Raw genomic sequence first — 25,768 nt, forward strand, 5'->3', positions numbered from 1 at the left:
CGGCCCGCAGGTCGGTGCCTTCGCCCGTCGTCGGCCGATCCGGGAGCCGGCCGCGCGGGGAGGGGAATCTTCGGATGGGGCACCGTTTGTGGCTTTTAGATGCGGAAGATGTGCACCACATGAGGGGTGTCCGCGAGGGTGTGCGGGGCCAGGGCGTGGTAAGCCCAGACGTGGACCCAGGCGTTGCCCGTGCGCAGAGTGAGCACCGCCTTCATCATGCCTGGGGCGAAATAGGTGAGAAGCAGGAAGGCCCCCGAGAGCAGCGAGTCTTTGAGGGATCCGAACTGCGTCCAGGCGTCCCACAGATGGAAGGCGGCGTAGGCCAGGCCGCCCGCGACCACGGTGGCGACGGTCGAGCCGGTGAGTTTGAGCACGCGGGGGAGCAGGATCGCGTAGATGAAGACCATGGCGGGGAGCACCGCGCCGGCGAGGTAGAGCGTGAAAGTGAGCGGCAGGCCCACGAGCAGTCGGCGGCCGCCCAGCTCGAAGGTCTCGGGTTCGAGAGCCAGGAACTGCACGATCGACTCGACGGCAAGCACGACGGCGACCAAGACGGTGTCCGCCCGGCGGTCGGCTGAGCGCAGGCAGAGCTGTTCGGTGGTGTAGCGACGGCGAAAATACAGCAGAGGCGCGACGGCGTACACCATGAGGTTGTAAAGCGCCCAGGTGACGGCCTCTGCCGGAGTGACGTGTTCATGGGTGCCGTAGAGCGTGCCGGCGAGGTGGAAGCCGAAGGGGTGCAAGCCGAGAGAACGGGCGAGGACGTAGCCGAGGGCGAGTCCGGTCGCGCCGTAGGCGAGCAGCAGGAGTGACTCGCGCAGCGCCTGCGCACGCTCGGGTGCTCGGGCGGCGAGGTCGGGCCGGGGCCGCCGGCGGGTGAGCAGACCGACGAGAGTGATCAGCAGCAGCACCTCGCCGAGACCGACGTTGGCTTGCAGGAGGTGGTCCTTGGTGTGCTGCCCGGTGCTGGATGCCCAGGCGAAGGGCAATCGGTCTCCCGCGACGGTGACGACGAGAGCGTTGACCGCCAGCCAGCCGAGGGCGGCTGCCCACAGGGCGCGTGAGCGCAGCAAGGGCTTGTGAGGGGCCGAGTCGGATCCAGGGGTGGTGAGGCGGGTGAGCCGCATGGGAGCCTCCGCGATTTATTTAGCACGACCGTGCCATGAAGCCTCAGGATTGAATGTAGCACGACTGTGCTATAAAAGACCCATGCCCAAAGTGGTCGATCCCCGGATCCGTCGCAGAGAACTGGCCGAAGCGGTATGGCGGGTGGTCCGGCGCGACGGCTTGGAGCACGCCTCGGTCCGCAACGTGGCCCAGGAGGCAGGACTCTCGATGGGCTCACTGAGGCACTACTTCGCGAGCCAGTCCGAGCTGATGACCTTCGCGCTGCGGATGGTCATCGAGGGGATCGAGGAGCGGATCGCTCTCGTGCCAGCGGACGGTGATCCGCGGCTGCGTGCCACGCGTGTACTCACGGAACTGCTGCCACTGGACGACCAGCGGCGAGCGGAGAACGAGGTGTGGCTGGCCTTCACCGCCCGCGCCATGACGGACGCCGAGCTGCGGACCCTGCGCGACGAGGGGTACGACATGCTCCGTGCGGGCTGCCGCGATCTCGTGGCCGGCCTCATCGGTCCCGGCCGCGACCCGGACCAGGAGGCCGCCCGGCTGCACGCCCTCTTGGACGGGCTCGCTGTCCACGCCGCCATGCGCCCGGACATCGCCACCCCCGACGCGCTGCGCGCCGTCATCGCTGATCACCTGGCCGAGCTGCAAACCCAACGGACCGCTGACGGGCCGACGCGGCCCTTTGGCGCTTGAGTTCGCAGCGTCGTGGGCGTAGCGGTACCCGTCTGCCGGGTGGAACGGGTACTGCCAGGAGGGACGGCAGTTCTGTCTCTTGTCGTCCAAGCGAGGCGTTTGACGACGAACCCGGTCGTCTGCGAGTAGCCGAGCCCGCTCGAGATCGGAGTGGCCGACCTGGCAGCTGCCCGGGCGGGCGTGCCGTTCAGGCCGAATGCGATGCCTGGTCGAGGATGCCGTCGACGACCTCGGCCTCGCCGGCTGCAAGGGGGAGAAGCGCGAAGCCGATCAGCCCGGAGGCAAGATCACGCAGGCCCTTGATGGTCAGGTATGCCGGATCGCCCGCCTCTCTGGCCGGTACTCCGTGTACCAGGCGGCAGCCGCCTGCGGCTGGAGGAAGAGAATCTGTCCCTGCCGACGATGAGGAGGTTGAGCACCACGGTGAGGCTCCGCGCGTGAGGCACTGCGGCGTCGGCTGAGGTGAGAGGGGTCCGAGGTGCCCGGGGGTGATGTGCCGGGACATGCCCTGCCGGATGCCGCGGGTGTGCGGGCGAGCAGGGCGGTTCCGGACCCCTACGACTTTGCGTTCACCCATGGCGCGAGCGCTTTGCGGAAGGCTGGGAGGTCGGGGTCGAGCCATACCGTCTGCTTCAGGGGTTCTGCGCCGAAGAAGTACATCTGGGCCGGGCAGGTGTAGGTGTCGTCGCCCAGCACTGTCGTGGTGCTGAGTCTGCGGCCGGTCCTGGCCTCGTACACCGTGACCGCGTACTGGCCCTGGCGGTAGTAGCGGACGTAGTTGTCGATGTTGTGCGAGTACCGGCAGGTGGTGACGAGCCTGCCCTTGTGCTGGTTGGTGACGCAGGCGACGAGCTGCGCCTTCGCCGGGTCGGGGTGGTACGTGTCGTGGGGCGGTTCGCTCTGTGTCCCGCCCGGCGACGGGAACGGGGCCCGGGTGGCGCCCACGGAGTCCGGGGCTTTGGTGGTGAGCAGTACGGGGTGGGGGCCTTTGCCCTTGTACGCCGGCTGACCCGTCAGCAGCGTGGCGGGGCCGCGCTTGTCGCAGTATGCCGCCAAGTCGTACATGTTCGTCGCGGCCGGGTGTGCCGCGGCCGAGGGGCTGGCGGAGGAAGCCGTCGTCATGGTGGACGGGGAAGGGGCCTGCGTCCGGCCGTCACCTCCGCTGCCGCACGCCGACGTCAGAAGCGCGATGCCCACGATCATGGCCGGAACTGTGCCACGCACCCTCGCCACTGCTGTCTCTCCTCGTGTCCTTGTGTGTCCACGCGTCCGCCCCGCCACCCCTGCCCCGCCCTCTTCCCGGCTCAATGCCTCGCGACCGGGGCGTCACGTCAGCTCCATGAGGGTGTCCGCGCGGGCGTAGTAGTCGCTCACCGGGAGGCGGTCGCGGGTGATCCTGGCGAACCCGGCTTCCTCATAGAGGTGGATGGCGGCGGCCAGCTTGCTGTTCGTGCCGAGAAACAGGCGAGCCCCGCCGAGCGCTCGGGCGCGGTCGATCGCTGCGGCGATGAGTTGGCGGCCGATGCCGCGTCGCTGCGCGGCGGGGGCCACGGCCATCTTCGCCAGCTCGAACACGGCTTGCGGGTAGGAGATGAGGGCGACGCATCCGACGACGGTGCCGCGGCCCGGCTCGCGTGCCAGGAGCACATCGCCGCCCGGGCCCACGATGCGGCCGAACGGATCGTCGAGGACCGCCCGGTCCTGTTCCTGCAAGGTGAACAGGCGCGCGATCCACTCCTCGTTCAGCGCTCGGAACGCCTCGGCATCACTTGATGAGGCGATCGAGGAGACCACGGTCGGGGCAGAGGTGTACGGCATGAAGCAGGTGTCCTTCCGGTGCAACTTCTCCCATGCAGCTTCCGGCCGCCTCACCCATATGTCCAATACCTGCATTAGGCTCTATTGATAAGTTTGAACTATGGATCAGCGCATCGAGCTCCGCCATCTGCGGTACTTCCTGGCGGTAGCCGAGGAACTCCACTTCGGCCGTGCCGCCCAGCGGCTGAACATCGCCCAGCCGGCCCTGTCGCAGCAGATCAGGCAGCTCGAGAAGATGGTCGGTGTCGAGCTGTTCCGGCGGACCTCGAGAAGCGTGCGCCTCACAGAGGCAGGAGCGGCGTTCCAGCCACGGGCGCGCGGCCTTCTGGGCCGTCTTGCGGCCGACCTCGACGAGGCCGGCCGTATCGGGCGCGGCGAGTCCGGTCGCCTGGACATCGCCTACATCACCTCCGCCACCGCGATCGTCAGCGAACGGATCCGCGCATTCTCCCGCCGCCGCCCGGACGTCCAGATCAAGCTGCACGACGGCTTCACCGTCGACGTGCTGACGGCCCTGCGGCGGGGCACAGCCGACGTCGGAATCGTGCGGGACGCCGAGGAGCAGGACGGCATCGACCTTTCCCCGCTGACGACTGAACGGCTCGTCGCCGTCCTTCCCTCCGAGCACCCCGCCGCACAGGGTGACCGTGTCGAAGCAGCCGCGTTGGCTGCTGACCCGCTGATTCTTTTCCCGCGCACAGCAGGGGCCCACGCCTTCGACCTCAACACGCAGCCACTACGGGATGCCGGCATCGACGTCCAGGTCGCGCAGGAGTGCTCGAACTGGCACACCATCATCATGTTCGTCGCCGCAGGCCTGGGCGTCACCATCGCCCCCTACAGCGTGACGGCGCTGCTCCCCCCAGGCGCCCAGCGCCTCGAACTCGACGGGCCTGCCACCGTGAGCCGGATCTTCATGGCCACCCGCCGAGGAGACAACCGCCCCCTCGTACAGGCCTTCATCGCAGCATCCGAGTCCGTGACAGGCCACGACGACGGTCCGACGACGAGAACACGCACCGGAAAAGGCCTCGTGCACGGCACTGCCGGCACGCTCTGACCATCCATGGAACGCAAGCTAACGCAGGCACGTTGAAAGATGGGCTCCACACTGCCCGTAACGAATAGCTGGCCCATACCGTCCGCCAACAGACCCTCCCAGCGGGACTGGTGCCACGCTGTCGGCGGCGCCTTGAGCCCGTGGGCGGGCAGTGCAGACCTTCTCCTGGCCCCCCACCCGGAGTTGGGTATCACCGGAGTCGCGTCGTGTATTCCTCGGGGATTCAGTCTGGGGGAGCACCGTGTGTGGTCGCCGAAGGCGCCATCGTTTGCTGGCACAAGCCCCGGTCGTTCGCTGCCCGTGCGCCGTTCCGTACCATCCGCTGGTGATATCCCGCCTTCTCTCTACGCCGCGCCGCCGAGTCGCAGCCGTCCTCACAGTGACGTCCGTCGTCGTCGCGTTCGGGTCGTGGGCGCTGTGGCCGGTCCACGACTCGTCGTGCGTCGTCTACTCCGGGGCCTACGTCCCCATGAATGCGGCGAAGGCCGAGGTGGAAGCCGCCATGCAGCGGGCTTACGACAAGGCCCTCGCCGACGGCGCGTGCGGTCCCAAGCGGGCGCGCTTCCACAACTGGACTGAGTGAGGTCGATCCTGGCGAGCCGCAGAGCGCGTCTTGCCGGTCGCCACCGAACTGCTGCCCGTTCTCGGGTTCTGGCTCAACTTCTGAGAAGGGACCACTTTTAGTGGCTGCTGGGCCTCTTCGAGTTGCGGGTGAAGTCGCCTGAAAATGATCCCTGGGCAACCCAGCCGGGCTGAAGGTTCAGGGTCGTGGAAGAGGCCCTGCTCCGGCTGAAGGAGTTGTTGTTCCCGTCGATCGCGGACGTCGTGGTGCTGTCGGTAGACGCGAACATCGCGACAGTGGGCATCGATGCGCACTGCACGGCCGACGGCGCCGTGCGCCCGGTCTGTGGCACCTGGTCGAACCGGGTTCATGGTTCCTACCTGCGGTTTCCCGCTGATGTTCCTGGCGGAGGCCGACGGGTTGTCCTTCAGTTGGGGCCCCGGCGGTTCACCTGCGGAAGCCCGGGCCTCATCGACATCGAAACCCGCCGCCCTGTCGACCTGTTGCCCGACCGGGAGGCGTCCAGCCTGGCGGCCTGGCTCGCCGAACGCCCCGCGTTGGGATCGTCTGTCGTGACCGCGCCCCCTTCTTCGCCGACGGCGCCCCGCGGCGCCCCGCAGGCCCTCCAAGTCGCCGACCTGTGGCACCTCTGGCGCACCCTGGGCGAGGCCGCCGAGAAGTGCGTCTACCGGCATCGCGGTTGCCTGCGCTCCACGTCGGAACGGCCAAATAGCCCCACGAGGAGCCCAAGTTGGCCGCGTCATCGCCCGGGCCGAGGGGTCCGTGCTACTGGACCTTCTGCACGTGGGTGGTGTCGACATCAAGGAGAGTGCCGTCGGCCCCGGTCGGTGCGATGTCGGGCACAGGTGTGCCGTACTGGTCGACCAGAGTGGAGTGGGGTTCGCCGGGGTTGAAGGCGTGACGTTCTCCCCACTGGCGCAGGGTGACGAGGACCGGGAAGAGATCGCGTCCGGGGCCGGTGAGCGCATACTCCATGCGACGGCCCGACGGCGCGGTGCGCTGGACCAGGAGCCCATGGTCGGTGAGCTTGCGAAGGCGGTCGGTGAGGATGTTTCGGGCGATGCCGGTGCGTCGTCGGAACTCGGTGAAAGAGCGCGCACCGTCCATCGCATCGCGGATGACCAACAGACTCCACCGGTCGCCGACGAGGTCGAGCGTGCGGGCGACAGGGCAGTCGGGATCGGTCCAAGCGGACTTTGGGGCACCAGCGGCTGGGCGTTGCATGACACCTCCCAATGAGTTGCAGATCGAGACCATCATGCCGTAGCGTCAAAACGGTTGCAATCTGCTACCTTTTTTGATTGGAGCGCAATGGACGTCTGGCGACGGTTACTGCTTGCGACCGTGTGCGGTGTCGCGGTGGCGAGTGTCTATGCGGCGCAGCCGGTACTGGCGCCGATGGGGCACAGCCTCGGGATTTCCGCGGAACATGCCGGATGGATCGTCTCGACCGGCCAGCTCGGCTACCTGGCCGGACTGGTGCTGCTGGTGCCGCTCGGTGACGTCGTCGCCAACAGGCGTCGCCTCATCACCCTGCACCTGGTAATCACAGCAGCAGGCCTCGGCCTGACGGCTGCGGCGTCGGCCGCCTGGATGGCGTTCGCCGGGCTCGCGTTGGCCGGCATGTTCGCCGTCGTCGTGCAGACTACGGTGGCCTACGCCGCATCGGTCTCCCCGCCCGCCGAGCGCGGGCGGAATATCGGCGTAGTCACGTCTGGGGTGGTGGTCGGCATCCTGGGCGCACGGATTGTTGCCGGGGCCCTGGCCCAGGCCTGGGGCTGGCGGAGCATCTACGCCGTGCTCGCGGTGCTCGCCCTCGGACTTGCGGCCCTGGTGCTGCTCGCGTTGGAGCCACAGGAGCGCGCACACCAGCCGGCGGGGTACCGGCGGGCCATCGTCGCGCTCGGCTGCCTGTTTGGACAGCGACTCTTCCTGTCGCGAGGGCTCATCGCATTCTTCCTGTTCGCATCATTCGGAACGCTCTGGAGCGGGTTGTCACTGTCCCTGGCGGATGCGCCGTGGCACCTCAGCGAGAGCCAGATCGGGCTGTTCGGTGCAGCCGGGCTCGCCGGAGCACTGGGGGCGGCCCGCGCGGGCCGGTGGGCAGACGCGGGGCGAGCAGCTCCGATCACCGGCTTCGCGCTCGCCCTGCTCATCGTCTCGTGGGCCGCAACCGCTCAGCTCCACTGGTCTCTGTGGCTGCTCATCGTCGGCGTTGTGGTTCTGGACTTCGCGGTCCAGGTCGTGCATGTGAGCAACCAGCACGTGCTGACCACGGCGCACCCGGAACAGACCAGCAGCGTCATCGGCGGGTACATGGTCTTCTACTCGCTCGGCTCCGCCCTTGGTGCTGCTGCCACCACCTCCGTCTTCACCTCTCACGGCTGGGTCGGCTCCAGTCTCCTTGGGGCCGCGTTTGCCGCCTGCGCACTGCTGGTCTGGGCGATCGACGTGCGCCGGCCCTCTGGAGGAACGGGGGCCCGCCCCCGGGCGGCGGGGGCGCGGGGGAAGGGAGCGAGGACGGAAGTCGAACAGATCGGGTGAACACGCCCGGAGTTCCTTGGAGGCGGAACTCTGGCGCCCGGTACCACCTCGCGTAGAGGATGCGCTCAAGCTCAGGGATTACGAGGTATTCCGCTTCGGCCATGACGAGCTGAAGATCCTCGAGGACGCCCAAAAACTGCTGCGGGAATTCCTCCCGGACCTCTTCCGTCGCTTCAGGGTGCGCCGCGGCTCACACCGCGAGCGCGTACCAGTCCGCCGTGAGTCACTCAGATGCTTGGGGGCACTCGAAGCCGAGTGGACCCAGGATGCCCGAACCCTGGGCAGGCGACATGCACCCGGCTCCCCAGTACATCCTGGAGTGCCCGGTGCTCAGTCTGACAAGGACCATCGACCGCCGCTGGACCATGCAGGCGGAGGCACCTTGACCTGCACCACATCTGGTCCACTACTGCCAGGACACCCCAATGTCGACCGGCTCCACAGAAAGTGGTCCAGAGCCCATTCTCATGAACGAAGCCAACCCCTGTGCCCCTCGTGCGGGAAGCCGCAGAAGGAGGTCATGGGGGCACGCGAGGCTCCCGAGCCGGTAGCGCGAGATCTCCCGGCCCGGTTCGTCGCCGGCTGAAGGGGAGGAAGCCGGCGCGAGGAGCTCGGCAGGGCCGCACCAAGGGCGGCAACGAGCGCGACCAAGTCATCAATGTCCACACGCCGGTTCTCGTACTCGATCTGATTGATCGCGCACTGCCCCAGCACCCACCCATGTGCCGTGACACGCTCCGCGAGCTCACGGACCGACAGGTGTCGGCGTACAAGCGACCCTGCGTACGTTGGTACAGCCGAACGTACACAGAGGAGTGTTTGCCGGGGCGACGGTGGGGACCGGTCCTCATCGACATGCCGCTGAACGACGGCGGTGACAGCCGTCCGTCGCGTGGGGGAGACGCTGGTTCGGGTCTCCTCCCAAGGTCGGCTGCTAGCCGGTCCTCAGGGGCGACGCCGAGGCGAGAACACGCCGAGACGATGGTGCACATGACCGCCACCCCACTTGATCCCGCCTTGCCATCCCCGCCCCGCTGGGCCGTCAGTGCCGCCCACGCCGCCGCGCTGGTCACCCTGCCGTCCGGCATCTGGCGCTTCCTGCTGACAGCAGGCTTCACCGCCGGGTATACCCAGGCCGGGTACGAGGCGATGGGCTTCACCGGCTGGGGTTCGGCATACGTGATCGGACTTAGCACGGCCGGAGAGATATTGGCACTGCTCACGCTCGGGCTGGTCCGGCCGTGGGGCCAGGTGCTGCCACGGTGGGTCCCCCTCGTCGGCGGGCGCAGGCCGAATCCGCGCACGGTCACTGTGGCGGCAGGCCTCGGCGCCGGGGTGTTGACCTTGGTCCTTTCCCAGTTCGCCCTCTGGTGGGCCTTTCCTCACCCGAACATGACCCCGCTCGGCCACACGGTCGCAGGATTCCTCTACCTGCCCCTCGTCGCCTGGGGGCCACTCCTCGGCGCCGTCACCATCGACTACCACCGTCGGCGTCGCGCAGTAGGAGCTTGAAGGGGCCGGTGTCAGCCCCTCCTGCCCCGGCCGATGCCGCCCACCCTGGGCGCACGGCGCGCTGTGCACGTTCGCGGGTACGTGGCTGTGCAAATGAGCCTCTACCTCGACCACAGGCCCCGCGCTGCTCGGAGAGCACGAATGTTGTCCGCCACGGGGGCCCTGCGACGCCTACGGGGTTAGTTGGCACCTTTCTGCTCCTCCGCAAACAGCACTGCGCCCCCGGCCCTGGGTACGCGGGGGTGCCGGGCGCAGCAGTCTCCGTTGACACTGGGTCTACAGCGGAGGCACCGGTCAGTGGTCCTGAAGCTGCAACCAGCCGGCCCTTTGTCCGGCTCATCCGGGGGCACGTGTGCGTCTGGCGGCCTTGGAGGTCAACGGGTGCCTGCGTGGTGGGGTGGGGAGGACGGGGGAGTCGTGGTGGAGTGGTGGTCCGTTGCGATGGTGGTTGAGCGCAGCGGTGAATGATGCGTGCTGGCGCGGTCAGGAAGTGAGGCTGCGTGCATGACGGCTGCTCTGTTGACGTGTTGTGACCCGCTGCGGATGCGTCGTCCGGAACCGCACTTTGCAGCTGCGGTGGAGGCCGCCGGGGCCCTGGGGAGTGGCGTTGCGCTCCTTGATCACGATGCTTTGTTGCGGGGGGATACCGCAGGGGCGGTGGCGGGTGTGCCGGGGGGTCTTGGGCGGCTGTGGTACCGGGGCTGGATGCTGCCGAGTGCCAGCTACGCCCGACTGGCGGATGTGCTGGCCGAGCGCGGCAGTGTTCTGGTGACCGATGGGCGGCGGTATCGCAGAGCTCATGAACTGCCCGGCTGGTACGAGACATTCGCGACCATGACTCCCCGTAGCGTCTGGCTGCCGGCGGAACCGAAGAGCATGCTTCCGGCGGCGCGGCTGGCAGGGCTGGCCGCGTCGCTCGGCCCTGGTCCGGTCGTCGTCAAGGACTACGTCAAGTCCCGTAAGCACGAGTGGGACGACGCGTGTTACGTGCCGGACGGCGCCGACACGGAGCGGTTGGCGGCTGTGGTCCGGCGCTTCATGGAGTTGCAGGAGGACTTCCTCGCGGGCGGAATCGTCCTGCGCGCTTTCGAGGACTTCACCGGCGACGAGGTCCGGGTGTGGTGGATCGACGGCGAGCCGTCCCTGGTGACCGTGCACCCGGACGTCCAGGAGGGCACAGATGTGGCGGAGGCGTCCTTGCCGGGTCAGGAACTGGCACGCGTGGCGCCGCTGGTTCGCGCCCTCGCCTGCCGGTTCGTCACCACCGACCTGGCCTTGCGCTCCGATGGGGTCTGGCGGGTGGTGGAGGTCGGCGACGGGCAGGTCAGCGATCTGCCTGCGGCCGTGAATCAGGGGTGTCTTGTGGAGCCTCTGTTGAACGCGCTGTCGAGTTGACGATGGGGCTCCTCCAGGGGCACGTAACGCCGCTCAGGCTTGTGGGGGAATCGCTTCTGTGCCGCCGTTGCCTTGCAGTTGGGCGGATCGTTCGCCGTGGGGTGCGGGGTGCCTGCCGCAGTCCTCAGGTGTATGTGCCTCGCCGGGGCTTGTCGGTCAGTGCCGTATATGGCACCTCGCCTGCACCGTGGGGCGAGCGGGTGGTGCCGGAGCTTGGTCGTGGTCTGCGCCGCGTTGCGCGGGTTTCGCTGCGGGCTCGTAGTCGTGCGCCGGTGACGCGGTCTTGAGCCGGACACCGTCTTCGGCCGCGAAGGAGCCGGGGATCGTGAACGCGGCGTTGGGGGCGGCGCGGGTGGCGAAGTCGATGGTTCCGGGGGCGCTTTGGGGGTCAGGGAGGATGTGAGGCTTGTCCCTGGTCCTGGGGTCCGGAGCGTGTTCGAGGTTACGTGCGTGGGGCCGGGGTGCTTTGCGCCCCGGCCTGCGGCTGCCGGTGTCGCGTGCGGTCGGCGCGTGTCGTCAGGTTTTCCTGGCGGCCGTTCTTCGGGAGCGGCCGGTTGTGAGCTGGGGAGTTGGGGGTGTGCGCAGCGGTGCTGCGGGTGGTGAGGCTTCCCGGGTGTGGGTGTGGGTGCTGTGGGTGTGTGTTTCAGGGTTGTGGGTGGGTGGTGGTGGGGTGGTTTTGGGTGCGGGCGTGGGTGAGGAGTTGGCGGCCGTGGGGGGTCATGAGGTCGGGGTGCCAGGGGGTGGTGCCGTCGATTTCGGTGGTGACGTGGGTGATGCCGTGGATGGTGCGGGTTTTGTGTTCGATGGTTTGCATGATGGTGGGGACGGCCATGCAGAAGGGTGCGGTGAGGCTGATGCGGATGGTTGCGTGTCCGTGGGGGGTGACGGTGATGTGGCGGATGAGGCCGAGGTCGATGAGGCTGAGGGGGCGTTGCCAGGATTGGCTGCAGGGGTCGTAGGCGTGGGTGAGGGCGTTGCGGATTTGTTCGGTGGCGGTGGTGGTGTCGGTGATGGTGGTGGTGTCGGCGGCAGGGGTGGTTTCGGGGGCAGCGGCGGCGGTGGTGGTGGCTGCGGTGTCAGCGATGGCCGCGGTGGTGGTTGCGGGGGTGTCGGGGGTGGTGGTGGTCATGGGGTGGTCCTCCAGTGTTCGGGGTGCATGGCGCGCCAGTTGGACCACATGGGGTGGTTGGTGTTGTGGGGGGCGCGGGCTTGGGTGAATTCGTCGTGGGTGTGGTGGGTGGCGGCCTGGGTGAGGTCGATGCCGGCGATGCGGGCGTAGTTGCCGGCGAGGATGGCGGCTCGTTGGTCGTGGGTGATCTGTTCGAGGCCGTAGCGTTCGAGGATGTGGTCGGGGAAGGTGAGGCGGGCTATTTTTTCCAGGACGGGCTGGGGGTGGAAGTGGAGGGCGCCGGAGGCGTAGATGATTTTTTCGGTGCCGCCGAGGGAGATCATCTGGGCGAGGGCTTCTTCGACGTAGCCCATGCCGTGGGCGAGGATCGCTGAGGTGATCTCGAGGTTGGCGTAGACGTTGGGCAGCCGCATCAGGGCCATGGCGACTTCTTCCACGAAGGGCGGCAGGCCGGCGTGGACGATCTCGAAGGAGAGGTCGAGGTGGCGGATGGCGACGGTTTCGAGGTCGTCGATGCCGAAGGGGCTCAGGGGGACGAGGCCGTTGGGGACGATTTTGTGCAGGGCGATGATTTTGATGCCGAGTTCTTTGGCGAGTTCGAACAGGGGGGTGAACTCGGGGTCGTCCAGGCGCCAGCTCAGGTCGGGGGAGCCGGCGTTGGGGTACATCTTGATGCCGATGGTGCCGGGGACCTGGGTGACTTGGTCGCGCAGGTCGCGCAGGCAGGCGTCGATGCCCATGGCGGGGTTGATGCCGGCGTAGGGCACGATGCGGTGTGGCCAGCGCTGGGCGAGTTCCCGGTTTTTGTCGGCGTTGCACAGGCCGTCCTCGAACACGGCGTCGATGCGCAGCCGGTGGTTGACGGCCATGTCGACGTCGGACTCGGTGAACAGGGTCCGGGCGAGCAGTTCGGGGGACCAGTCGGTGCAGAAGGCTTCGCGGGGGATGGCGGAGCCCTTCGTGGCGAAGCGCTCGTGCATGCCCCAGAGCATCTCGCGCAGGGCGAAGGCGTGGAGGTTGGGGAACTCGCCGTCCTTGCGGAGGTTGTCGTCGGCCACGTTGTAGGGGTGCACGGTGGCGTCAATCACGAACATGTTGTCGATCAACGGGGTCTCCCGGGGCGGCGGTCGGCGTCGGCGGCCGGTGCGGCCGGCCGGGGAAGGCTGCAGGGGGGAGTGTGCGGGGGCGGCCTTCAGCGGGACTAAAGCGGCTGCCTCGATAGTGCGGGTGACCGACGGAAGGTGACCTTCGATGTTTTCTGCCCTGGGCTCCGCACTGCACGCACGGCGGCGCGTCGGCCTGTTACTGGCCGGGCTCGCCGCGCTCCTGGCCGCCGTGTTCGGCGGCACGGTGGAGAGCAAACTGACCAACGGGCTGTCCGATTACGACGATCCGGGCGGCGCGAACGTGGCGGCCCGCCGCATCATCGAGCAGGCCACCGGTGTCGATGCCCAGCAGGGGTATGCCGTGCTGGTGCGTCCCGGTGGGGCGATCGATCCGGGTGCTGCGCCGCCGGCGTCCGTGGCGGCCGCGGTGGAGCTGCTCAAGGCCCGGCCCGAGATCAAGAGCGTGGTGGACTACGCGTCGGCGGGCAATGCGGACCTGGTCTCCGCCGACGCGCGCAGCACGGTCGTGCTCGGCCTGGTCGGGCCGATGACGCAGCGGGCCACGGTCGCCGCGGAGAAGGAGCTGCAGGAGGCGATCGAGGAGGATCCGGCGCTGCGCGGTCATGCCTGGCTGGGCGGTGCGACGCCGGGGCATGTCCAGGTCGACGAGGTGTCGACCCAGGACCTGGCCAGGGCGGAGTCGTTCGCGCTGCCGTTCATCCTGATCCTGTTGTTCCTGGTGTTCCGGGGGGTGGTCGCGGCGCTCGTGCCGCTGGCCGGTGCGGTGGTCACGCTGCTGATCACGTTCGCGGGGCTGCGGGTGGCCACCTGGTTCATGGATGTGTCCTCGGGCTCGCTCAATCTGGCCTTCGCCCTGGGGCTGGGTCTCGCCGTCGACTTCGGGCTGCTGATGGTCTCGCGCTACCGGGAGGAACTCGCGGTGCACGGGCCCGGGGGCGAGGCGGTGCGCCGCACGGTGGCGAGCGCGGGGCGCACCGTGTTCTTCAGTGCGCTGACGGTGGCGGCCGCGCTGGCCTCGATCACCGTGTTCCCGCATCCTTACCTGCGCTCGATGGGCCTGGCCGGTGTGATCACGGTGGTCGCGGCGGCGCTGTTCGCGCTGCTGGGGCTGCCGGCCCTGCTGGCTGTTCTGGGCCCGCGGATCAACGCGCTGGCGCCGCGCCGCTGGCAGCGCGACGGCGCGGCCCGGGCGCAGGCGGGGCGGCGCTGGCACCGCATCGCCCGCGGGGTGATGCGCCGGCCGGTGCTGGTCGCGGCCGGGGCGATCGGCGTTCTGCTGCTTGTCGCCGCTCCGGTGACGGGTATCAGGTTCACCGGCGCCGACCCGTCCATGCTGCCCGCCTCCACCAGCGCCGGGCAGGTGGCGCGGGCGCTGGAGAGCGACTTCGCCAGGCCGCCGGCCGCGCCGCTGCAGATCGTGCTCGACACTGCGGCGGCGGACGGCCGGATCACCGCCTACGCCCGCCGGGTCGCGGCCGTGGAGGGGGTCGAGGCGGTGGCCGCGCCGGTCCGTCTGGACGGCCGGCACTGGCAGCTCGATGCGGTGCTGGGCGGTGCCCCGCTGGGCACCGGGGCCAAGGCGGCCGCCCAGCGGGTGCAGGACCTGCCGGCGCCGGTGCCCGCCCGCTTCACCGGGACGACCGCCGACTTCCTGGCGCAGAAGGCCAGCATCGGCGAGCATGCACCGCTGGCCGCGGGGATCCTGGGCCTGGTCACGCTGCTCCTGCTGTTCGTCTTCACCGGTTCCGTGCTGCTGCCGCTGAAGGCGCTGGTGATGAACACTCTCTCCACGGCGGCCACGCTCGGCTTCCTGGTCTGGGTCTTCCAGCACGGCCAGCTGGGCTTCGCGGCGCAGAACGGCATCGAGGCGACCAGTCCGGTGCTCATCCTCGCCCTCGCCTTCGGCCTGTCCACCGACTACAACGTCTTCCTGCTCGGCCGGATCAAGGAGGCCAGGCAGGCCGGTCTCGACGACCGCTCGGCCGTGGCCGAGGGGCTGGCGCGCACCGGTCCCGTGGTCACCTCGGCGGCGGCCCTGTTCTGCCTGGCGCTGGGCGCGCTCGCGCTGTCCCGCCTGGTGCTGCTGCAGGAGCTGGGGCTGGGCACCGCGTTCGCCGTGCTGGTCGACGCGACGCTGGTGCGGGCCCTGCTGGTGCCCTCGTTGATGGCGCTGCTCGGCGGCGCCAACTGGTGGGCCCCCGGCCCGTTGCGCCGCCTGTATGCGCGCCTGGGGCTCGACCGGCTGGAGGCGGAGCCCGCCCCGGTGGCCCCGGCCCCCGGGGAGCGTCCGGCGGAGCCGCTCGACCAGCGGCCCCCCGTCGGGGCGGCCTGACCCCGGCCCGGCCCGGCCTGACCCCGGCCCGGCCCGGCCCGGCCCGGCCCGGCCCGGCCCGACCCGACCCGGCCTGGCTGGGCCGACCCGGCCCGACCCCCGGCCTGACCCGGCCCGGCCCGGCCTGGCCGGTCCCGTACGCCGGTCCGGTTCCGCACACCCCCGCGGGCCCGGTCCCGTCCGTCCGCCGGCCCGGTCCCGCACACCCTGCGGGCCCGGGCCGGCGGGGTGCGCGGGGCCCGGGACCGGCGGGGGTGCCGGGCCATCTTATTTACGCTACGCCTGTTGCGTAAATGGGGTGCCGGTCCTACGCTGAATAACGAAACTGCCGTATCGGAATGTGTGGTGCGGCGGTCCGCCCCGGCCCCGAGGAGCAGCCCGTGACCAGCCCTGCGCGCAGAGGCCGTCCCCGCAGCGAGGATGCCGGGGCACGGATCCTGGGGGCTGCCCGTGGCCTGCTGACGGAGCGGGGCTACGACCGGTTCGCCATCGACGAGGTGGCCGCCCGGGCCGGGGTGGCCAAGACGACGCTCTACCGGCGCTGGCCCACCAAGGACCACCTGCTCGTCGCGCTGGTGGCCCGGGTCCAGGACGAGGTGGATGTCGCCGACACCGGCGACATCCGGCACGACCTGACCGTCTACCTGAGCGCCGTCGCGGCCGGCCTGGAGCGGATGCGCCGGGTCGGGCGGGACGGCGCGCCGGAGGCCGGCCGGTCGGCCGGGGTCGTCGCCGAGCTGGTGGCGGCCGCGGCCCGCCACCCGGACGTGGGCGAGGCCGTGCGCGCGCTGTTCGCCCGGCGCAACGCCCTGCCGCTGCGGCTGCTGGAGCGTGCCCGCGCACGCGGCGCGCTGGACCGTGCCGTCTCGCCGGGCGTGCTCTTCGACCAGCTGGCCGGAGCCCTCTACTACCGGCTCCTGATCACCGGGGCGCCGATCGGCGCCGGCTATGTCGAGGGACTCGTCGGCCAGGTGCTGGCCGGGGCCGCCCCCGCCCCCCGCCTGGAGAGGACCTGACCATGTCCGCCGCCTCCGCCTCCGCCTCTGGTGCCGTGGCCCGCGCCCCGGCCGGCTCCGCGTCCGCCGCGCCCCCCGCGGCGGGGCCCTCTCGGCCGCCGCCCGTGTCCGGAGCCTGGGGGAGCGGCCGGCTGCGCGGCGGGGACCCGCCCCGGCCCGGTCCGGGTCCCGAAGAGAGCACCGCGCCCACCGGGCCGCGGCACCGGGCCGCGGTCAAACGGAACGCATCCGGCACCCCGCCCACCCGCCCTGGCCGGCCGGCCCGCCCCCTGGTGAACGAATCCGAAACGCCGTCCACCCGGCCACCGGCCCCGTCCCTGGCCGGCTCCGTCCCGCCCGCCGGGTGTCGCTTTACCCGCCGTTTAGCGCCGGGTCCCACGCTGGATCCCGGCTACCGTCGCCTTGCAAGGAGTGCACGCATGACATCCCCGACGCGTCCGCCTGCCACCCGCCGTTCCGCCTCGGGCCCGGTCCGCGGGGCCTGGGCCCTGTTCGCCGTGTTTCTGCTGGCCTGGACCGTGCTGGAAATGGTCAACCACGGCGGCGCGGCGATCGTGCTGGGCATCGTGGGTTTCCTCGCCCCTGACCTGACGCTGGTCATCGGGCCGGCGGGGCCGCACGAGGCCGGGCAGCTCCCCCGCGGCAGGGTAGCCGCCTACAACTTCGTCCACCGGCCGGTCCTGCCCCTGGCGGGGCTCGTCGTCGTCCCCTTCCTGCCGGGCGACGGACCGAGCGCCAACGTGGGGCTGTTCACCCTCGCTCTCGGCTGGCTGCTGCACATCGCCGCGGACCGGGCCCTGGGCCACGGACTGCGCACCGCCGACGGCTGGCAGCGCTGAGCGCCGGCCGGGCGGCCTGCGCGACACCAGCACCAGCACCGGCACCGACACCGGCACCGGCCCGGCACCGGCACTGACACCGGCACCGGCCCGGCACCGCGACCGGTACCGGCCCGGCACCGTGGCCGCGTTCCCGCACACCTCGACCCAGGCTCATCTTTGGAGGCTTTCTTCATGGACACCCCTCAGCGGCCGGCCGGGGAGGCCGACGCGGCCGGCACTCCCGCGCTCAGCTATCCCTTCCCCCGGCCGTCGGCGGTCGAGATCCCCCGCGTCTACGGTGAACTGCGCGAGCAGTGCCCCGTGGCGCACGTGCGGCTGCCCAGCGGCGACACGGGATACGTGGTCACCCGCTACGACGACGTGCGCACCGTCCTGGCCGACGGCGTGTTCAGCCGGGCGGCCACCGTGGCGCCGGGAGCGCCGCAGCTGTCCAAGACGCCGCCGCTGGCCGGCGGCCTGTTCACCATGGATCCGCCCGAGCACACCGAGCTGCGCAAGCTGGTGCTGCGGGAGTTCACCAACCGCCGGGTGCAGCAGCTGCGTCCGCGCATCCAGGAGCTGACCGACGGTCTGCTCGACTCGATGGAGCGGCTGGACCCGCCGGCCGACCTCAACACCGAGCTGGCCTTCCCGCTGCCGGTCATGGTGATCTGCGAGCTGCTCGGGGTGCCCTTCGAGGACCGCGGCCGGTTCCGCGCCTGGTCGGACGCCTTTGTGTCGCTGACCTCGCACACCGCGGAGGAGTCCGCGGCCCAGCGCGCGTCGATGATCGGCTATCTCAAGGAGCTGATCGACCGCAAGCGTGCGGAGCCCGGCGACGACCTCATCAGCGCGCTGGTCGCCGCGCACGACGAGGACGGCAAGCTCACCGAGCACGAGCTGATCACCATGTGCATCACGCTGCTCGTCGCCGGCCACGAGACGACCGTCTCCATGATCGGTACGTGTGTGCTGACCCTGCTGCGCCACCCCGAGCACCTCGCCGCGCTGCGCGAGCGCCCCGAGATGATCGAACACGCGGTGGAGGAGCTGCTGCGGATCAACCCGATCGGCGACGGCGGCCCGCTGCGCGTCACGCTGGACGACGTGGAGGTGGGCGGCACCCTGATCCCGAAGGGCAGCGCGGTGCTCGCCGCGATCTGCTCGGCCAACCAGGACGCCGGGCGCTTCACGGAGGGCAGCCCGGCCGACTTCGACCCGGCCCGGCCCACGGCCGGACAGCACCTGGCCTTCGGCTACGGGCCGCACCACTGCCTGGGCGCCCCGCTGGCCCGGGCCGAGCTGCAGATCGTGATCGCCAGCCTGCTGCGCCGCTTCCCCGGGCTCAAGCTCGCCGAGGAGGTCGAGTCGCTGCGCATGACGACCGGCATGATGGTGCACGGCCTGACCCGGCTGCCCGTGACCTGGTGACACCGGGCCCGGGCCGCCCGGCCCGGCCCGGCGGCGCGGCCGCCGCCCCCTCAAGGGGCGGCGGCCGCGCCGCCGTGTCCTTTCGCCGCGCCCCCGCCCGGACACCCGCAGAGCACAGCACGGTGTCCCGCCGCCCGAGGGGGCGGCGGGACACCGTGCGTGCTGTGCTGTGCCGTGCCGTGCTGTGCGGGTCCGGGCGGGGTTATACCCGGCTGGCCGGGCGCGGGGCGGCCGCCTGGTGCGGGCCCGGCTTTTGCAGCTGGAAGTAGGCGCCGGCGAGCACCCGCTGCTTGAGCGGCTGGCTGTGGTCCACCACCCGGTACAGGGCGCGCCGCAGCAGCGCGCCCGCGCCGTGCAGCGCGAACAGCCGTTCCTGGCGCAGCTGGAGAGCGCGGGACTTGCCCACGGAGGTCTCGCGCGCGTGCTGGAACCGCTCGGCCGCGCGGGTCAGCTGCGCGGGTGTGCCGCCGGCCCGGAAGGCCGACTGCACCAGCGGTGCCAGCGTCACGGCGTCGATGATGGCGTGGTTGACGCCCTGGCCCAGGATGGGGGTCAGGGTGTGTGCCGCGTCGCCGGTCAGGACGAGCCCGGGGCGGTGCCAGCGCGGCACGAGCGTGGTGAAGATGTCCAGCATGGAGGTGTCGGACCAGCTGCGTATCTCCGAGCGCACGGCGCCGGACAGTTCGGGGGCCAGCCGGTCCAGGCGCTCGTACAGGGCGGGCAGGCCCTGGGCGCGCAGGTCCTTGAGGCCGCCCTTGGGGATGTTGAAGCCGACCCGCACGCTGTCGGGGTGGGTGGGGATGAACAGCCCGTGCTGGTCGCCCTGGATGCGGATGCGGTACGTGCGCGCGTCCCACTGGGCGGGGAAGGGCAGCTTCAGCCAGACGACGTCGCGCTCCAGCGGGACGCGGGTGTAGGGCAGGCGGGACATCTCCCGTACCTTGCTGAACCGGCCGTCGGCCGCCACGGTCAGGGCGGCCCGCACGCGCACCTCGCCGTGCGGGGTGCGGGCCCGCACCCCGCACACGGTCCCGTCCTCCTCCAGCAGGCCGGTCGCCGTGGCCCTGCGCACCAGGGTGAAGTGCTCCGCGTGCTCCTCGCCCATGCCGGCGAGGGCCGACAGGAGCGCGGGCTGGGGCAGTTCCACCGGGCAGGGGTGCGGGTAGGGGAAGCGGGTGAAGTCGGCGCGCAGCACCCTGCGGCCCGCGTCCATGATCTCCATGCGGTGCATCTGCTGGTAGCCGCCCTCGAGCCGGTCCAGGAGCCCGAGGCGGTCCAGGAGCCAGACCGAGTCGGGGGAGACGGACTCGCCGCGGAACGACCGGTCGAAGTGGCCGCTCTGCTCCAGGACCACGACGGAGACCGCACGTTTGGCGAGTTCCACGGCGAGCGTGAGACCCGCGGGCCCTCCTCCCACGACGCACACCTGCGCGGTCAGCTCATCAGTCATCGTCACTGCTGCCTTTCGGGAAGGAGGAGCTCAGGGGGCCGATCGTCCCGGCGCGGACTAAAGGGGTTCTTGCGGACCTTCCCCGCACCGGCCCGGCGCGTCAGACGGCGGCCCGCGCCTCGACCCGCGTCTTGAGCGCATCGGTGAGCCGGGCGAAGCCCACTTCGCTCTGCCGCAGCAGCGGGCCGGTCAGGGGCACGAGCACGCCGGTGAACGTCTCCGTCTGCAGGACGTGCGTGCCCGCGCCGCGGGGCGTCAGCTCGAAGCTGTGCAGGCCGTCGAAGAACCCCGGAGCGCCCAGGCGGCCGCGCCAGCGCAGCAGGCGTCCCGGCTCACTGGCGAGCACGGTCGGCCGGAACGTCATCTCGCGGCCGCCGTCCGGCAGCCTCAGCCGCAGGCTCAGGCGCTGCCCCACGCGTGCCCGGCCCGCGGCCTGCACGAGAAAGGGGTTCCACTCGCGAAACCTCGAGAAGTCGGCCAGAACGGACCACACCGCCTCGGCGCCGGCGTCGATGTGGACCTCGGAGGAGATACGGCGCATGGGGAGCGCTCCTTCCACGGCCCCGTCAAGAACCGTTCGCTGGGGGATCGGTGAGCCACGGCGGCCGGCAGCGCCCCGGATCCGCCCGCCCGCCGCAGCCCTGCGGGGGGCCGCGCTCCGGCGGCGGGCGCCGGGAGGGGCCGGGCGCCGGCCAGCCTGCGGGGCCCGGCTAGAGCGCCGCTTGCGCCCGTGCGCGCCCGGGGCCGGCGGCGGGCCCGGACCCCCGTCATTTCGAAACGGCCGTTGCGTAAATGCGGGGGGCGCCCGTACCCTGAATAACGAAACGCTCGTAGCGGAATTGTGGGCGCAAGAACCGCTTAAGGCCGGCCGGACAGGATCCGGCGGCAACCTACCGACCACGAAGGCCAGGGTGAGAAGGATGTCGGCCAGCCACGGACCAGGTGCGCCGGACACCGGGGAGATGGTGGTCGTGCACCGCCTCTTCCTCCAGGAGTACGCGGCCGCGGTGGCGCTGATCCGCGCCGTCGCCCCCGGTGACACGGCGCGGGCCGCCGCCGTCGCCGCCCATCTGGCGGCCCTCGGCCAGATGCTGACGGAGCATCACCTCGCCGAGGACGAACTGGTCTGGCCGCGCCTGGCCCACGACCCGGCCGTCGAGGCGGGCCTGGTGGCCCGGATGGAGGAACAGCACGAGCGGATCGCCGCCGCCCTGGACCGTCTCGAACGCGCCCTGCCGCCGTGGGGCGCCCGGGCCGAGCCGGACCTCAGGGACGAACTGGCGGACGCCTGCACCGCCCTGCTGCCCGCCCTTGAGGAGCACCTCGGCGACGAGGAACAGCACATCCTGCCGCTGGTGCCCGGCCGCTTCACCGCGGCGCAGTGGGCGCAGCTGAGCGAGCGCGGCCGGGCCGCCGTGCCCCGGGCACACCGCCTGTACATGCTCGCCGCGCTGGGCGAGGCCGCCGGCCCCGACCGCAGGCAGGAGTTCCTGCGGCGGCTGCCCGCCCCCGTCCGCCTGCTGTACCGGGCGGCCGGCCCCCGGCTGCGCCGCCGCACCTGGCAGCGCCTCAGCGGCGCCCCCGCCAAGGACCCGGCGGCCGCGGCCTGAGCGCCGCGGCCGCCGCCCCCCGCCACACACGCCAGCAGCGAAGCGAGGAACAGTCCGTGAGCGCACCCGTGACGACCAGGCCCGCTCCCTTCGACCGCGCCGAGGCGCTGGAGCGCATCCGCGCCCTGCACGCCCAGGAGCGGCTCGCCGAGCAGTTCCCCGCGCTGGGCCCCCTGCTGGCCGCCCTGGCCCAGGGGCCCGCCGCCGCGGCCGACCTGGCCCGCGCCGGCCGGCTCCTCGCCCGGGTCGACCCCGCCCGCATCCATGCCGCGCACCCCGGGGCCCGGCCGCTGAACGTCACGGTCTCGGGCCACGGCACCCTGGACGCGCTCACCGGCCCGCTCACCGCCGAACTGGCCCGCCACGGCATCCCGCTGCGCGCCACCCACGGCGAGCACGACAGCTGGCGGCGCGACCTGCAGGACACCGCCGGAGCGCTGTACGCCGCCGACACCGACCTCTCCCTCGTCGTGCTCGACGCCCAGCTCGTCTTCGACGAACTCCCGCACCCCTGGCGGGTGGCGGACGTCGCCGACGCGCTCACCGCCAAACTGGGCCTGATCGAGCGGCTCGCCCAGCACTACGTCCGCGACGCCTCGGGCACCCTCGTGCTCAACACCCTGCCGCTGCTGCCCGGACACCTGCGCCAGCTCGTCGACCACCGCTCACGCACCGAACTGTCCCTGCTGTGGCGGGAGTTCAACGCCCAGCTGCTGCGCCTGGCCCTGGACCACCCCCGGGTGCACGTGGTCGACCTCGACCCGCTGATCGCCGAGTCGGGCCCGGCCCGCGACAGCCGCCTCGCCCTCTACACCAAGGAACACCTCGGCGCGGAACTGCTGGGCCGCTACGCCCGGCAGATCGCGCACCTGGCCCGGGCGCTGCGCGGCCGCACCAAGAAGGTGCTCGTCCTCGACCTGGACCACACCCTGTGGGACGGCGTCCTGGGCGACGACGGCCCCGACGGCATCGCCGTCGCCGGCACCTACCGGGGCGAGGCCTTCGGCGCCTTCCAGAAGGTGGTGCGCCAGCTGGGCGCCCAGGGCGTCCTGCTCGGCGTGTGCAGCAAGAACGACCAGGAGCCCGTGGAGCAGGTCCTCGCCGGCCACCCCGACATGGTGCTGCGCCCGGCCGACTTCGTGCGCATCACCGCCAACTGGCAGCCCAAGGACGGCAATCTGCGGGAGATGGCCGCCCGCCTCAACCTCGCCACGGACAGCTTCGTGTTCGTCGACGACTCGCCCTTCGAGTGCGGCCTGGTCGCCGCCTCCGCGCCCGAGATCGCCGTGGTCCGCCTCGACGAGGAGCCCGCCCTGCACATCGACCGACTGCTCGCCGACGGCTGGTTCGACGTGCGCGAACTGACCGAGGCGGACCGGGACCGGGCCGGCCAGTACCGGGCCGACGCCGGGCGCCTGGAACTCCTGGACGGCGCCGCGTCGATGGAGGACTACCTCCAGGCCCTGGACGTACGGGTCACCCTCGCGCCGGCGGCCGAGAGCGACGTGCCGCGCATCTCCCAGCTCACCTTGCGCACCAACCAGTTCAACCTCACCACCCGGCGGCTGGGCCCCGACGAGGTGCGGGCCCGCCTGCACACACCGCGCCACCTGGTCCTCGCCGTGCGCTCCGCGGACCGCTTCGGCGACAACGGCCTGGTCGGAGCGGTCTTCGCCGAGCGCGACCAGGACGCGCTGCGCATCGACAACGTCCTGCTCAGCTGCCGCGTCTTCGCCCGCGGCATCGAACAGGCCGCCCTGTGCGCGCTGCTGGCCCACGCCCGCGACACCGCGGCACCGGCCGTCGTCGCCGCCTACCGGCCCACCGCCAAGAACGGCAAGGTCCGCGACCTGTACCCCTCGCTCGGCTTCGCCACCGTGCGCACCGGCCAGGACGGCGCCCTCGACTTCCGCCACGACCTCACCCGGCTGCCGCCCCGGCCCGGCCACATCACCCTCGACGCGACATTCACACCCCCCGGCACACCCCCCGGCACACCGTCCGGCACGCCTGCCGCCTGACCCCGCAGACCTCCCGGCTCCGGAAGGGGCCGGCCCTCCCGGCGCGTCACCATCCCCCGCCGCGCCCGGGACGTGCCGGCCCGCCCGGAGCCGGGAGCCGCACGCCCCGGCGTGCGCAGCATGCGACGGCCGCCCGCCAGTCCCCTCCTGGCGGGCGGCCGCCGCATGCCCGGCCCCCGGCCGCGGCCGGCCGAGGCCCCGGCCGGCCAGCACAAGCGGCGCCTTAGCGCCGCGGGCGAGGCTCGGACCGTCCCAGACAGCCCTCGCCGGCACCACGCCTGCGGATCGCGGAGAGGTCAGGCAAAGACGTTGACAAGCTTCCGAACCTTCACGGAACTGGTTCTGGACCGTGCGGCCGAACGCGGTGCCGAGGACGCCTTCATCTTTCTGCCGGACGATGCCAACGGCTCGGTGCCCGAGCACCTGTCGTACGCCGGACTCGACCAGGACGCCCGGCGGATCGCCGCCTGGCTGCAGGCGCACGGCGTCGCCGGCGGCCAGGTGCTCCTGCTCTACCCCTCGGGCACCGACTTCATCAAGGCGTTCACCGGCTGCCTGTACGCCGGCTCCGTCGCCGTGCCCGCCCCGCTGCCCACCGAGCAGGGCCAGCACTTCACCCGGGTGTCCGGCATCCTGCGCGACGCCCAGGTCCGCGCGGTGCTGACCGACTCGGCGAGCGCCCCCGAGATATCCGCCTGGCTCACCTCCGAGGGCTTCACCGACGTGCTGTGCCTGGCGACCGACAGCGCGCACTACGCCGACGCGAGCGCCTACCGGGTACCCGACCTCACCCCCGAGCACCTCGCGTTCTTGCAGTACACCTCCGGCTCGACCAGCGACCCCAAGGGCGTCATGGTCTCGCACCGCAACCTGCTGGCCAACGAGGCCGCGATCCAGAACGCCGCCGGGACCGACCAGCAGACCCGGTTCGGCGGATGGCTGCCCTTCTACCACGACATGGGACTCATCGGGCACATCCTGCACCCCCTGTACCTCGGCGGCTCCGCCGTGCTGCTGTCCCCGACGTCCTTCCTGCGCCGCCCGCACCGCTGGCTGAAGTCCATCGGCGACTACGGCGTCACCATCGGCGGCGGCCCCAACTTCGCCTACGACCTGTGCGTGCGGCGGATCACCGACGAGCAGCTCAGCGAACTCGACCTGTCCACCTGGGTGAGCGCCGCCAACGGAGCAGAACCGATTCGCCGCGAGACCATCGACGCCTTCACCCGGCGCTTCGCACCCGCCGGCTTCCGGCCCGAGGCGTTCTTCCCCTGCTACGGCATGGCGGAGACCACCCTGCTCGTCTCCGGCACCCCCAAGGACCGCCGCCCCGCCGTGCGGACCGTCGACGCCGCCGCCCTCGAACAGGGCACCCTCGCCGCCCCGGCCGCCCAGGGACCGCACCGGGAACTGGTCAGCAGCGGCGTCGTCCACGACTTCACCGTGAAGATCGTCGACCCCGACACCCGCACCGAACGCCCGCAGGGCTCGGTGGGCGAGATCTGGGTCAAGGGCGACAGCGTGGCCGACGGCTACTGGAAGCGCCCGCTGACCAACGTGGAGATCTTCGACGCGCACCTCAGCGACGGCGCCGGCGGCCAGGACGCGGGCGGCTGGCTGCGCACGGGCGACCTCGGCGCCCTGGACGACGGCGAGCTCTACGTCACCGGCCGCCTCAAGGAGCTGATCATCTTCTCCGGGCGCAACCTCTACCCGCAGGACGTCGAGCGGACGGTGCAGGCCGTCGACAAGGCCCTGGGCGTCGGCTCCGGTGCGGTGTTCACCGTCGAGACCGACCGCGAGCACCTCATCGTGGTCCAGGAGGTCCGCCTCAGCGCCGTCGACGGCGACCTGCGCAGCCTGGCCACGACCATCCAGAGCCGCATCGGCCAGCAGCTCAACGTCTCGGCGGGCAACGTCCTGCTGGTCCGCCCCGGCACCATCCGCAAGACCACCAGCGGGAAGATCCAGCGCACCCTGATGCGCAAGCTGTTCCTGCACGGCGACCTCACCCCCCTGTACGAGGTGCTGGAGCCCGCCGTCCGCCGGATCGTCGCGGACGCCTCCGGCCCCGCCCTGGCCGTGACGGCCTGAC

General features: G+C 71.3%; 21 protein-coding genes. 13 read left to right on the forward strand and 8 right to left on the reverse strand.

The annotated features are described in order from the left end of the window. Nucleotides 1-95 precede the first annotated feature (95 nt). Nucleotides 96-1,127, reverse strand: a complete 1,032-nt coding sequence (locus AB0L37_RS12465; RefSeq protein WP_365503480.1) for a hypothetical protein — start codon at nucleotides 1,125-1,127, stop codon at nucleotides 96-98. Nucleotides 1,128-1,209: 82 nt separating this feature from the next. On the opposite strand from AB0L37_RS12465, the gene AB0L37_RS12470 reads away from it, so the two are divergent. Further along, a complete protein-coding gene (locus tag AB0L37_RS12470; protein WP_365503483.1) occupies nucleotides 1,210-1,824 on the forward strand; it encodes a TetR family transcriptional regulator C-terminal domain-containing protein in 615 nt (204 codons plus the stop codon). A 555-nt stretch (nucleotides 1,825-2,379) separates the two neighbouring features. Here the strand turns inward: AB0L37_RS12470 and AB0L37_RS12475 are convergent. Beyond that, a complete protein-coding gene (locus tag AB0L37_RS12475) occupies nucleotides 2,380-3,027 on the reverse strand; it encodes a hypothetical protein (protein WP_365503486.1) in 648 nt (215 codons plus the stop codon). A 123-nt stretch (nucleotides 3,028-3,150) separates the two neighbouring features. Beyond that, nucleotides 3,151-3,642, reverse strand: coding sequence for a GNAT family N-acetyltransferase (locus AB0L37_RS12480; protein ID WP_365503489.1), 492 nt, complete (start codon nucleotides 3,640-3,642; stop codon nucleotides 3,151-3,153). A 100-nt stretch (nucleotides 3,643-3,742) separates the two neighbouring features. Between AB0L37_RS12480 and AB0L37_RS12485 the strand changes: the two genes are divergently transcribed. After that, nucleotides 3,743-4,702, forward strand: a complete 960-nt coding sequence (locus tag AB0L37_RS12485) for a LysR substrate-binding domain-containing protein (RefSeq protein WP_365503492.1) — start codon at nucleotides 3,743-3,745, stop codon at nucleotides 4,700-4,702. Nucleotides 4,703-5,027: 325 nt separating this feature from the next. Then, nucleotides 5,028-5,285, forward strand: coding sequence for a hypothetical protein (locus AB0L37_RS12490; RefSeq protein WP_365503495.1), 258 nt, complete (start codon nucleotides 5,028-5,030; stop codon nucleotides 5,283-5,285). Between the two features lie 765 nt (nucleotides 5,286-6,050). Here the strand turns inward: AB0L37_RS12490 and AB0L37_RS12495 are convergent. Continuing rightward, nucleotides 6,051-6,509: a helix-turn-helix domain-containing protein gene (locus AB0L37_RS12495; protein WP_365503497.1), complete on the reverse strand. Its 459-nt coding sequence runs from the start codon at nucleotides 6,507-6,509 to the stop codon at nucleotides 6,051-6,053. 87 nt (nucleotides 6,510-6,596) lie between these two features. Between AB0L37_RS12495 and AB0L37_RS12500 the strand changes: the two genes are divergently transcribed. The 3 genes from AB0L37_RS12500 to AB0L37_RS12510 all read left to right on the forward strand — a co-directional run bounded on the left by AB0L37_RS12500 (nucleotide 6,597) and on the right by AB0L37_RS12510 (nucleotide 10,736). Next, nucleotides 6,597-7,829 carry an MFS transporter gene (locus tag AB0L37_RS12500; RefSeq protein WP_365503500.1) on the forward strand — a complete coding sequence of 411 codons (1,233 nt, stop codon included), beginning with the start codon at nucleotides 6,597-6,599 and terminating at the stop codon, nucleotides 7,827-7,829. A gap of 990 nt (nucleotides 7,830-8,819) precedes the next feature. Continuing rightward, nucleotides 8,820-9,341: a hypothetical protein gene (locus AB0L37_RS12505; protein ID WP_365503503.1), complete on the forward strand. Its 522-nt coding sequence runs from the start codon at nucleotides 8,820-8,822 to the stop codon at nucleotides 9,339-9,341. 504 nt (nucleotides 9,342-9,845) lie between these two features. Next, nucleotides 9,846-10,736 (forward strand): ATP-grasp domain-containing protein, encoded by an 891-nt coding sequence (locus AB0L37_RS12510; protein WP_365503505.1) that lies wholly within the window; start codon nucleotides 9,846-9,848, stop codon nucleotides 10,734-10,736. 643 nt (nucleotides 10,737-11,379) lie between these two features. On the opposite strand, the gene AB0L37_RS12515 is transcribed toward AB0L37_RS12510, so the two are convergent. Next, entirely contained in the window at nucleotides 11,380-11,865 is a 486-nt protein-coding gene (locus tag AB0L37_RS12515; protein WP_365503508.1) for an iron-sulfur cluster assembly protein, read from the reverse strand. After that, complete coding sequence (locus AB0L37_RS12520) at nucleotides 11,862-12,971, reverse strand: amidohydrolase family protein (protein WP_365503511.1); 1,110 nt, start codon at nucleotides 12,969-12,971, stop codon at nucleotides 11,862-11,864. Before AB0L37_RS12520 ends, AB0L37_RS12515 begins: the two co-directional genes overlap by 4 nt. Before the next feature lie 145 nt (nucleotides 12,972-13,116). Between AB0L37_RS12520 and AB0L37_RS12525 the strand changes: the two genes are divergently transcribed. The 4 genes from AB0L37_RS12525 (at nucleotide 13,117) to AB0L37_RS12540 (ending at nucleotide 18,592) form a co-directional block, all read left to right on the forward strand. Next, the gene (locus AB0L37_RS12525) at nucleotides 13,117-15,324 is read left to right on the forward strand and encodes an MMPL family transporter (RefSeq protein ID WP_365503514.1); all 2,208 of its coding nucleotides are present in this window, start codon (nucleotides 13,117-13,119) and stop codon (nucleotides 15,322-15,324) included. 380 nt (nucleotides 15,325-15,704) lie between these two features. Then, on the forward strand, nucleotides 15,705-16,340 hold the full coding sequence (locus AB0L37_RS12530) for a TetR/AcrR family transcriptional regulator (protein ID WP_365503517.1): 636 nt from the start codon (nucleotides 15,705-15,707) through the stop codon (nucleotides 16,338-16,340). Nucleotides 16,341-16,759: 419 nt separating this feature from the next. Further along, nucleotides 16,760-17,179, forward strand: coding sequence for a DUF4260 family protein (locus AB0L37_RS12535; RefSeq protein ID WP_365503520.1), 420 nt, complete (start codon nucleotides 16,760-16,762; stop codon nucleotides 17,177-17,179). Nucleotides 17,180-17,353: 174 nt separating this feature from the next. After that, nucleotides 17,354-18,592, forward strand: coding sequence for a cytochrome P450 (locus tag AB0L37_RS12540; protein ID WP_365503523.1), 1,239 nt, complete (start codon nucleotides 17,354-17,356; stop codon nucleotides 18,590-18,592). Between the two features lie 202 nt (nucleotides 18,593-18,794). On the opposite strand, the gene AB0L37_RS12545 is transcribed toward AB0L37_RS12540, so the two are convergent. Together AB0L37_RS12545 and AB0L37_RS12550 are read right to left on the reverse strand one after the other, a co-directional pair. Continuing rightward, entirely contained in the window at nucleotides 18,795-20,042 is a 1,248-nt protein-coding gene (locus AB0L37_RS12545) for an FAD-dependent monooxygenase (protein ID WP_365503525.1), read from the reverse strand. 100 nt (nucleotides 20,043-20,142) lie between these two features. After that, nucleotides 20,143-20,583 (reverse strand): SRPBCC domain-containing protein, encoded by a 441-nt coding sequence (locus tag AB0L37_RS12550; RefSeq protein ID WP_365503528.1) that lies wholly within the window; start codon nucleotides 20,581-20,583, stop codon nucleotides 20,143-20,145. Nucleotides 20,584-20,962: 379 nt separating this feature from the next. On the opposite strand from AB0L37_RS12550, the gene AB0L37_RS12555 reads away from it, so the two are divergent. The 3 genes from AB0L37_RS12555 to AB0L37_RS12565 all read left to right on the forward strand — a co-directional run bounded on the left by AB0L37_RS12555 (nucleotide 20,963) and on the right by AB0L37_RS12565 (nucleotide 25,767). Next, the gene (locus AB0L37_RS12555) at nucleotides 20,963-21,652 is read left to right on the forward strand and encodes a hemerythrin domain-containing protein (protein WP_365503531.1); all 690 of its coding nucleotides are present in this window, start codon (nucleotides 20,963-20,965) and stop codon (nucleotides 21,650-21,652) included. Nucleotides 21,653-21,708: 56 nt separating this feature from the next. After that, on the forward strand, nucleotides 21,709-23,673 hold the full coding sequence (locus AB0L37_RS12560; RefSeq protein WP_365503533.1) for an HAD-IIIC family phosphatase: 1,965 nt from the start codon (nucleotides 21,709-21,711) through the stop codon (nucleotides 23,671-23,673). A 309-nt stretch (nucleotides 23,674-23,982) separates the two neighbouring features. Further along, nucleotides 23,983-25,767: a fatty acyl-AMP ligase gene (locus AB0L37_RS12565; RefSeq protein ID WP_365503536.1), complete on the forward strand. Its 1,785-nt coding sequence runs from the start codon at nucleotides 23,983-23,985 to the stop codon at nucleotides 25,765-25,767. The last annotated feature ends 1 nt before the right edge of the window (nucleotide 25,768 follow it).

The sequence above is a fragment of the Streptomyces sp. NPDC052225 genome, assembly GCF_040679615.1.
GTDB lineage: Bacteria > Actinomycetota > Actinomycetes > Streptomycetales > Streptomycetaceae > Streptomyces.

What these genes read in the sequence shown, in the direction of transcription:
- AB0L37_RS12465 (WP_365503480.1), bottom strand. Translation starts at nt 1,127, where the DNA reads ATGCGGCTCACCCGCCTCACCACCCCTGGATCCGACTCGGCCCCTCAC.
- AB0L37_RS12470 (WP_365503483.1), top strand. Translation starts at nt 1,210, where the DNA reads ATGCCCAAAGTGGTCGATCCCCGGATCCGTCGCAGAGAACTGGCCGAA.
- AB0L37_RS12475 (WP_365503486.1), bottom strand. Translation starts at nt 3,027, where the DNA reads ATGATCGTGGGCATCGCGCTTCTGACGTCGGCGTGCGGCAGCGGAGGT.
- AB0L37_RS12480 (WP_365503489.1), bottom strand. Translation starts at nt 3,642, where the DNA reads ATGCCGTACACCTCTGCCCCGACCGTGGTCTCCTCGATCGCCTCATCA.
- AB0L37_RS12485 (WP_365503492.1), top strand. Translation starts at nt 3,743, where the DNA reads ATGGATCAGCGCATCGAGCTCCGCCATCTGCGGTACTTCCTGGCGGTA.
- AB0L37_RS12495 (WP_365503497.1), bottom strand. Translation starts at nt 6,509, where the DNA reads ATGCAACGCCCAGCCGCTGGTGCCCCAAAGTCCGCTTGGACCGATCCC.
- AB0L37_RS12500 (WP_365503500.1), top strand. Translation starts at nt 6,597, where the DNA reads ATGGACGTCTGGCGACGGTTACTGCTTGCGACCGTGTGCGGTGTCGCG.
- AB0L37_RS12505 (WP_365503503.1), top strand. Translation starts at nt 8,820, where the DNA reads ATGACCGCCACCCCACTTGATCCCGCCTTGCCATCCCCGCCCCGCTGG.
- AB0L37_RS12510 (WP_365503505.1), top strand. Translation starts at nt 9,846, where the DNA reads ATGACGGCTGCTCTGTTGACGTGTTGTGACCCGCTGCGGATGCGTCGT.
- AB0L37_RS12515 (WP_365503508.1), bottom strand. Translation starts at nt 11,865, where the DNA reads ATGACCACCACCACCCCCGACACCCCCGCAACCACCACCGCGGCCATC.
- AB0L37_RS12525 (WP_365503514.1), top strand. Translation starts at nt 13,117, where the DNA reads ATGTTTTCTGCCCTGGGCTCCGCACTGCACGCACGGCGGCGCGTCGGC.
- AB0L37_RS12535 (WP_365503520.1), top strand. Translation starts at nt 16,760, where the DNA reads ATGACATCCCCGACGCGTCCGCCTGCCACCCGCCGTTCCGCCTCGGGC.
- AB0L37_RS12540 (WP_365503523.1), top strand. Translation starts at nt 17,354, where the DNA reads ATGGACACCCCTCAGCGGCCGGCCGGGGAGGCCGACGCGGCCGGCACT.
- AB0L37_RS12545 (WP_365503525.1), bottom strand. Translation starts at nt 20,042, where the DNA reads ATGACTGATGAGCTGACCGCGCAGGTGTGCGTCGTGGGAGGAGGGCCC.
- AB0L37_RS12550 (WP_365503528.1), bottom strand. Translation starts at nt 20,583, where the DNA reads ATGCGCCGTATCTCCTCCGAGGTCCACATCGACGCCGGCGCCGAGGCG.
- AB0L37_RS12555 (WP_365503531.1), top strand. Translation starts at nt 20,963, where the DNA reads ATGTCGGCCAGCCACGGACCAGGTGCGCCGGACACCGGGGAGATGGTG.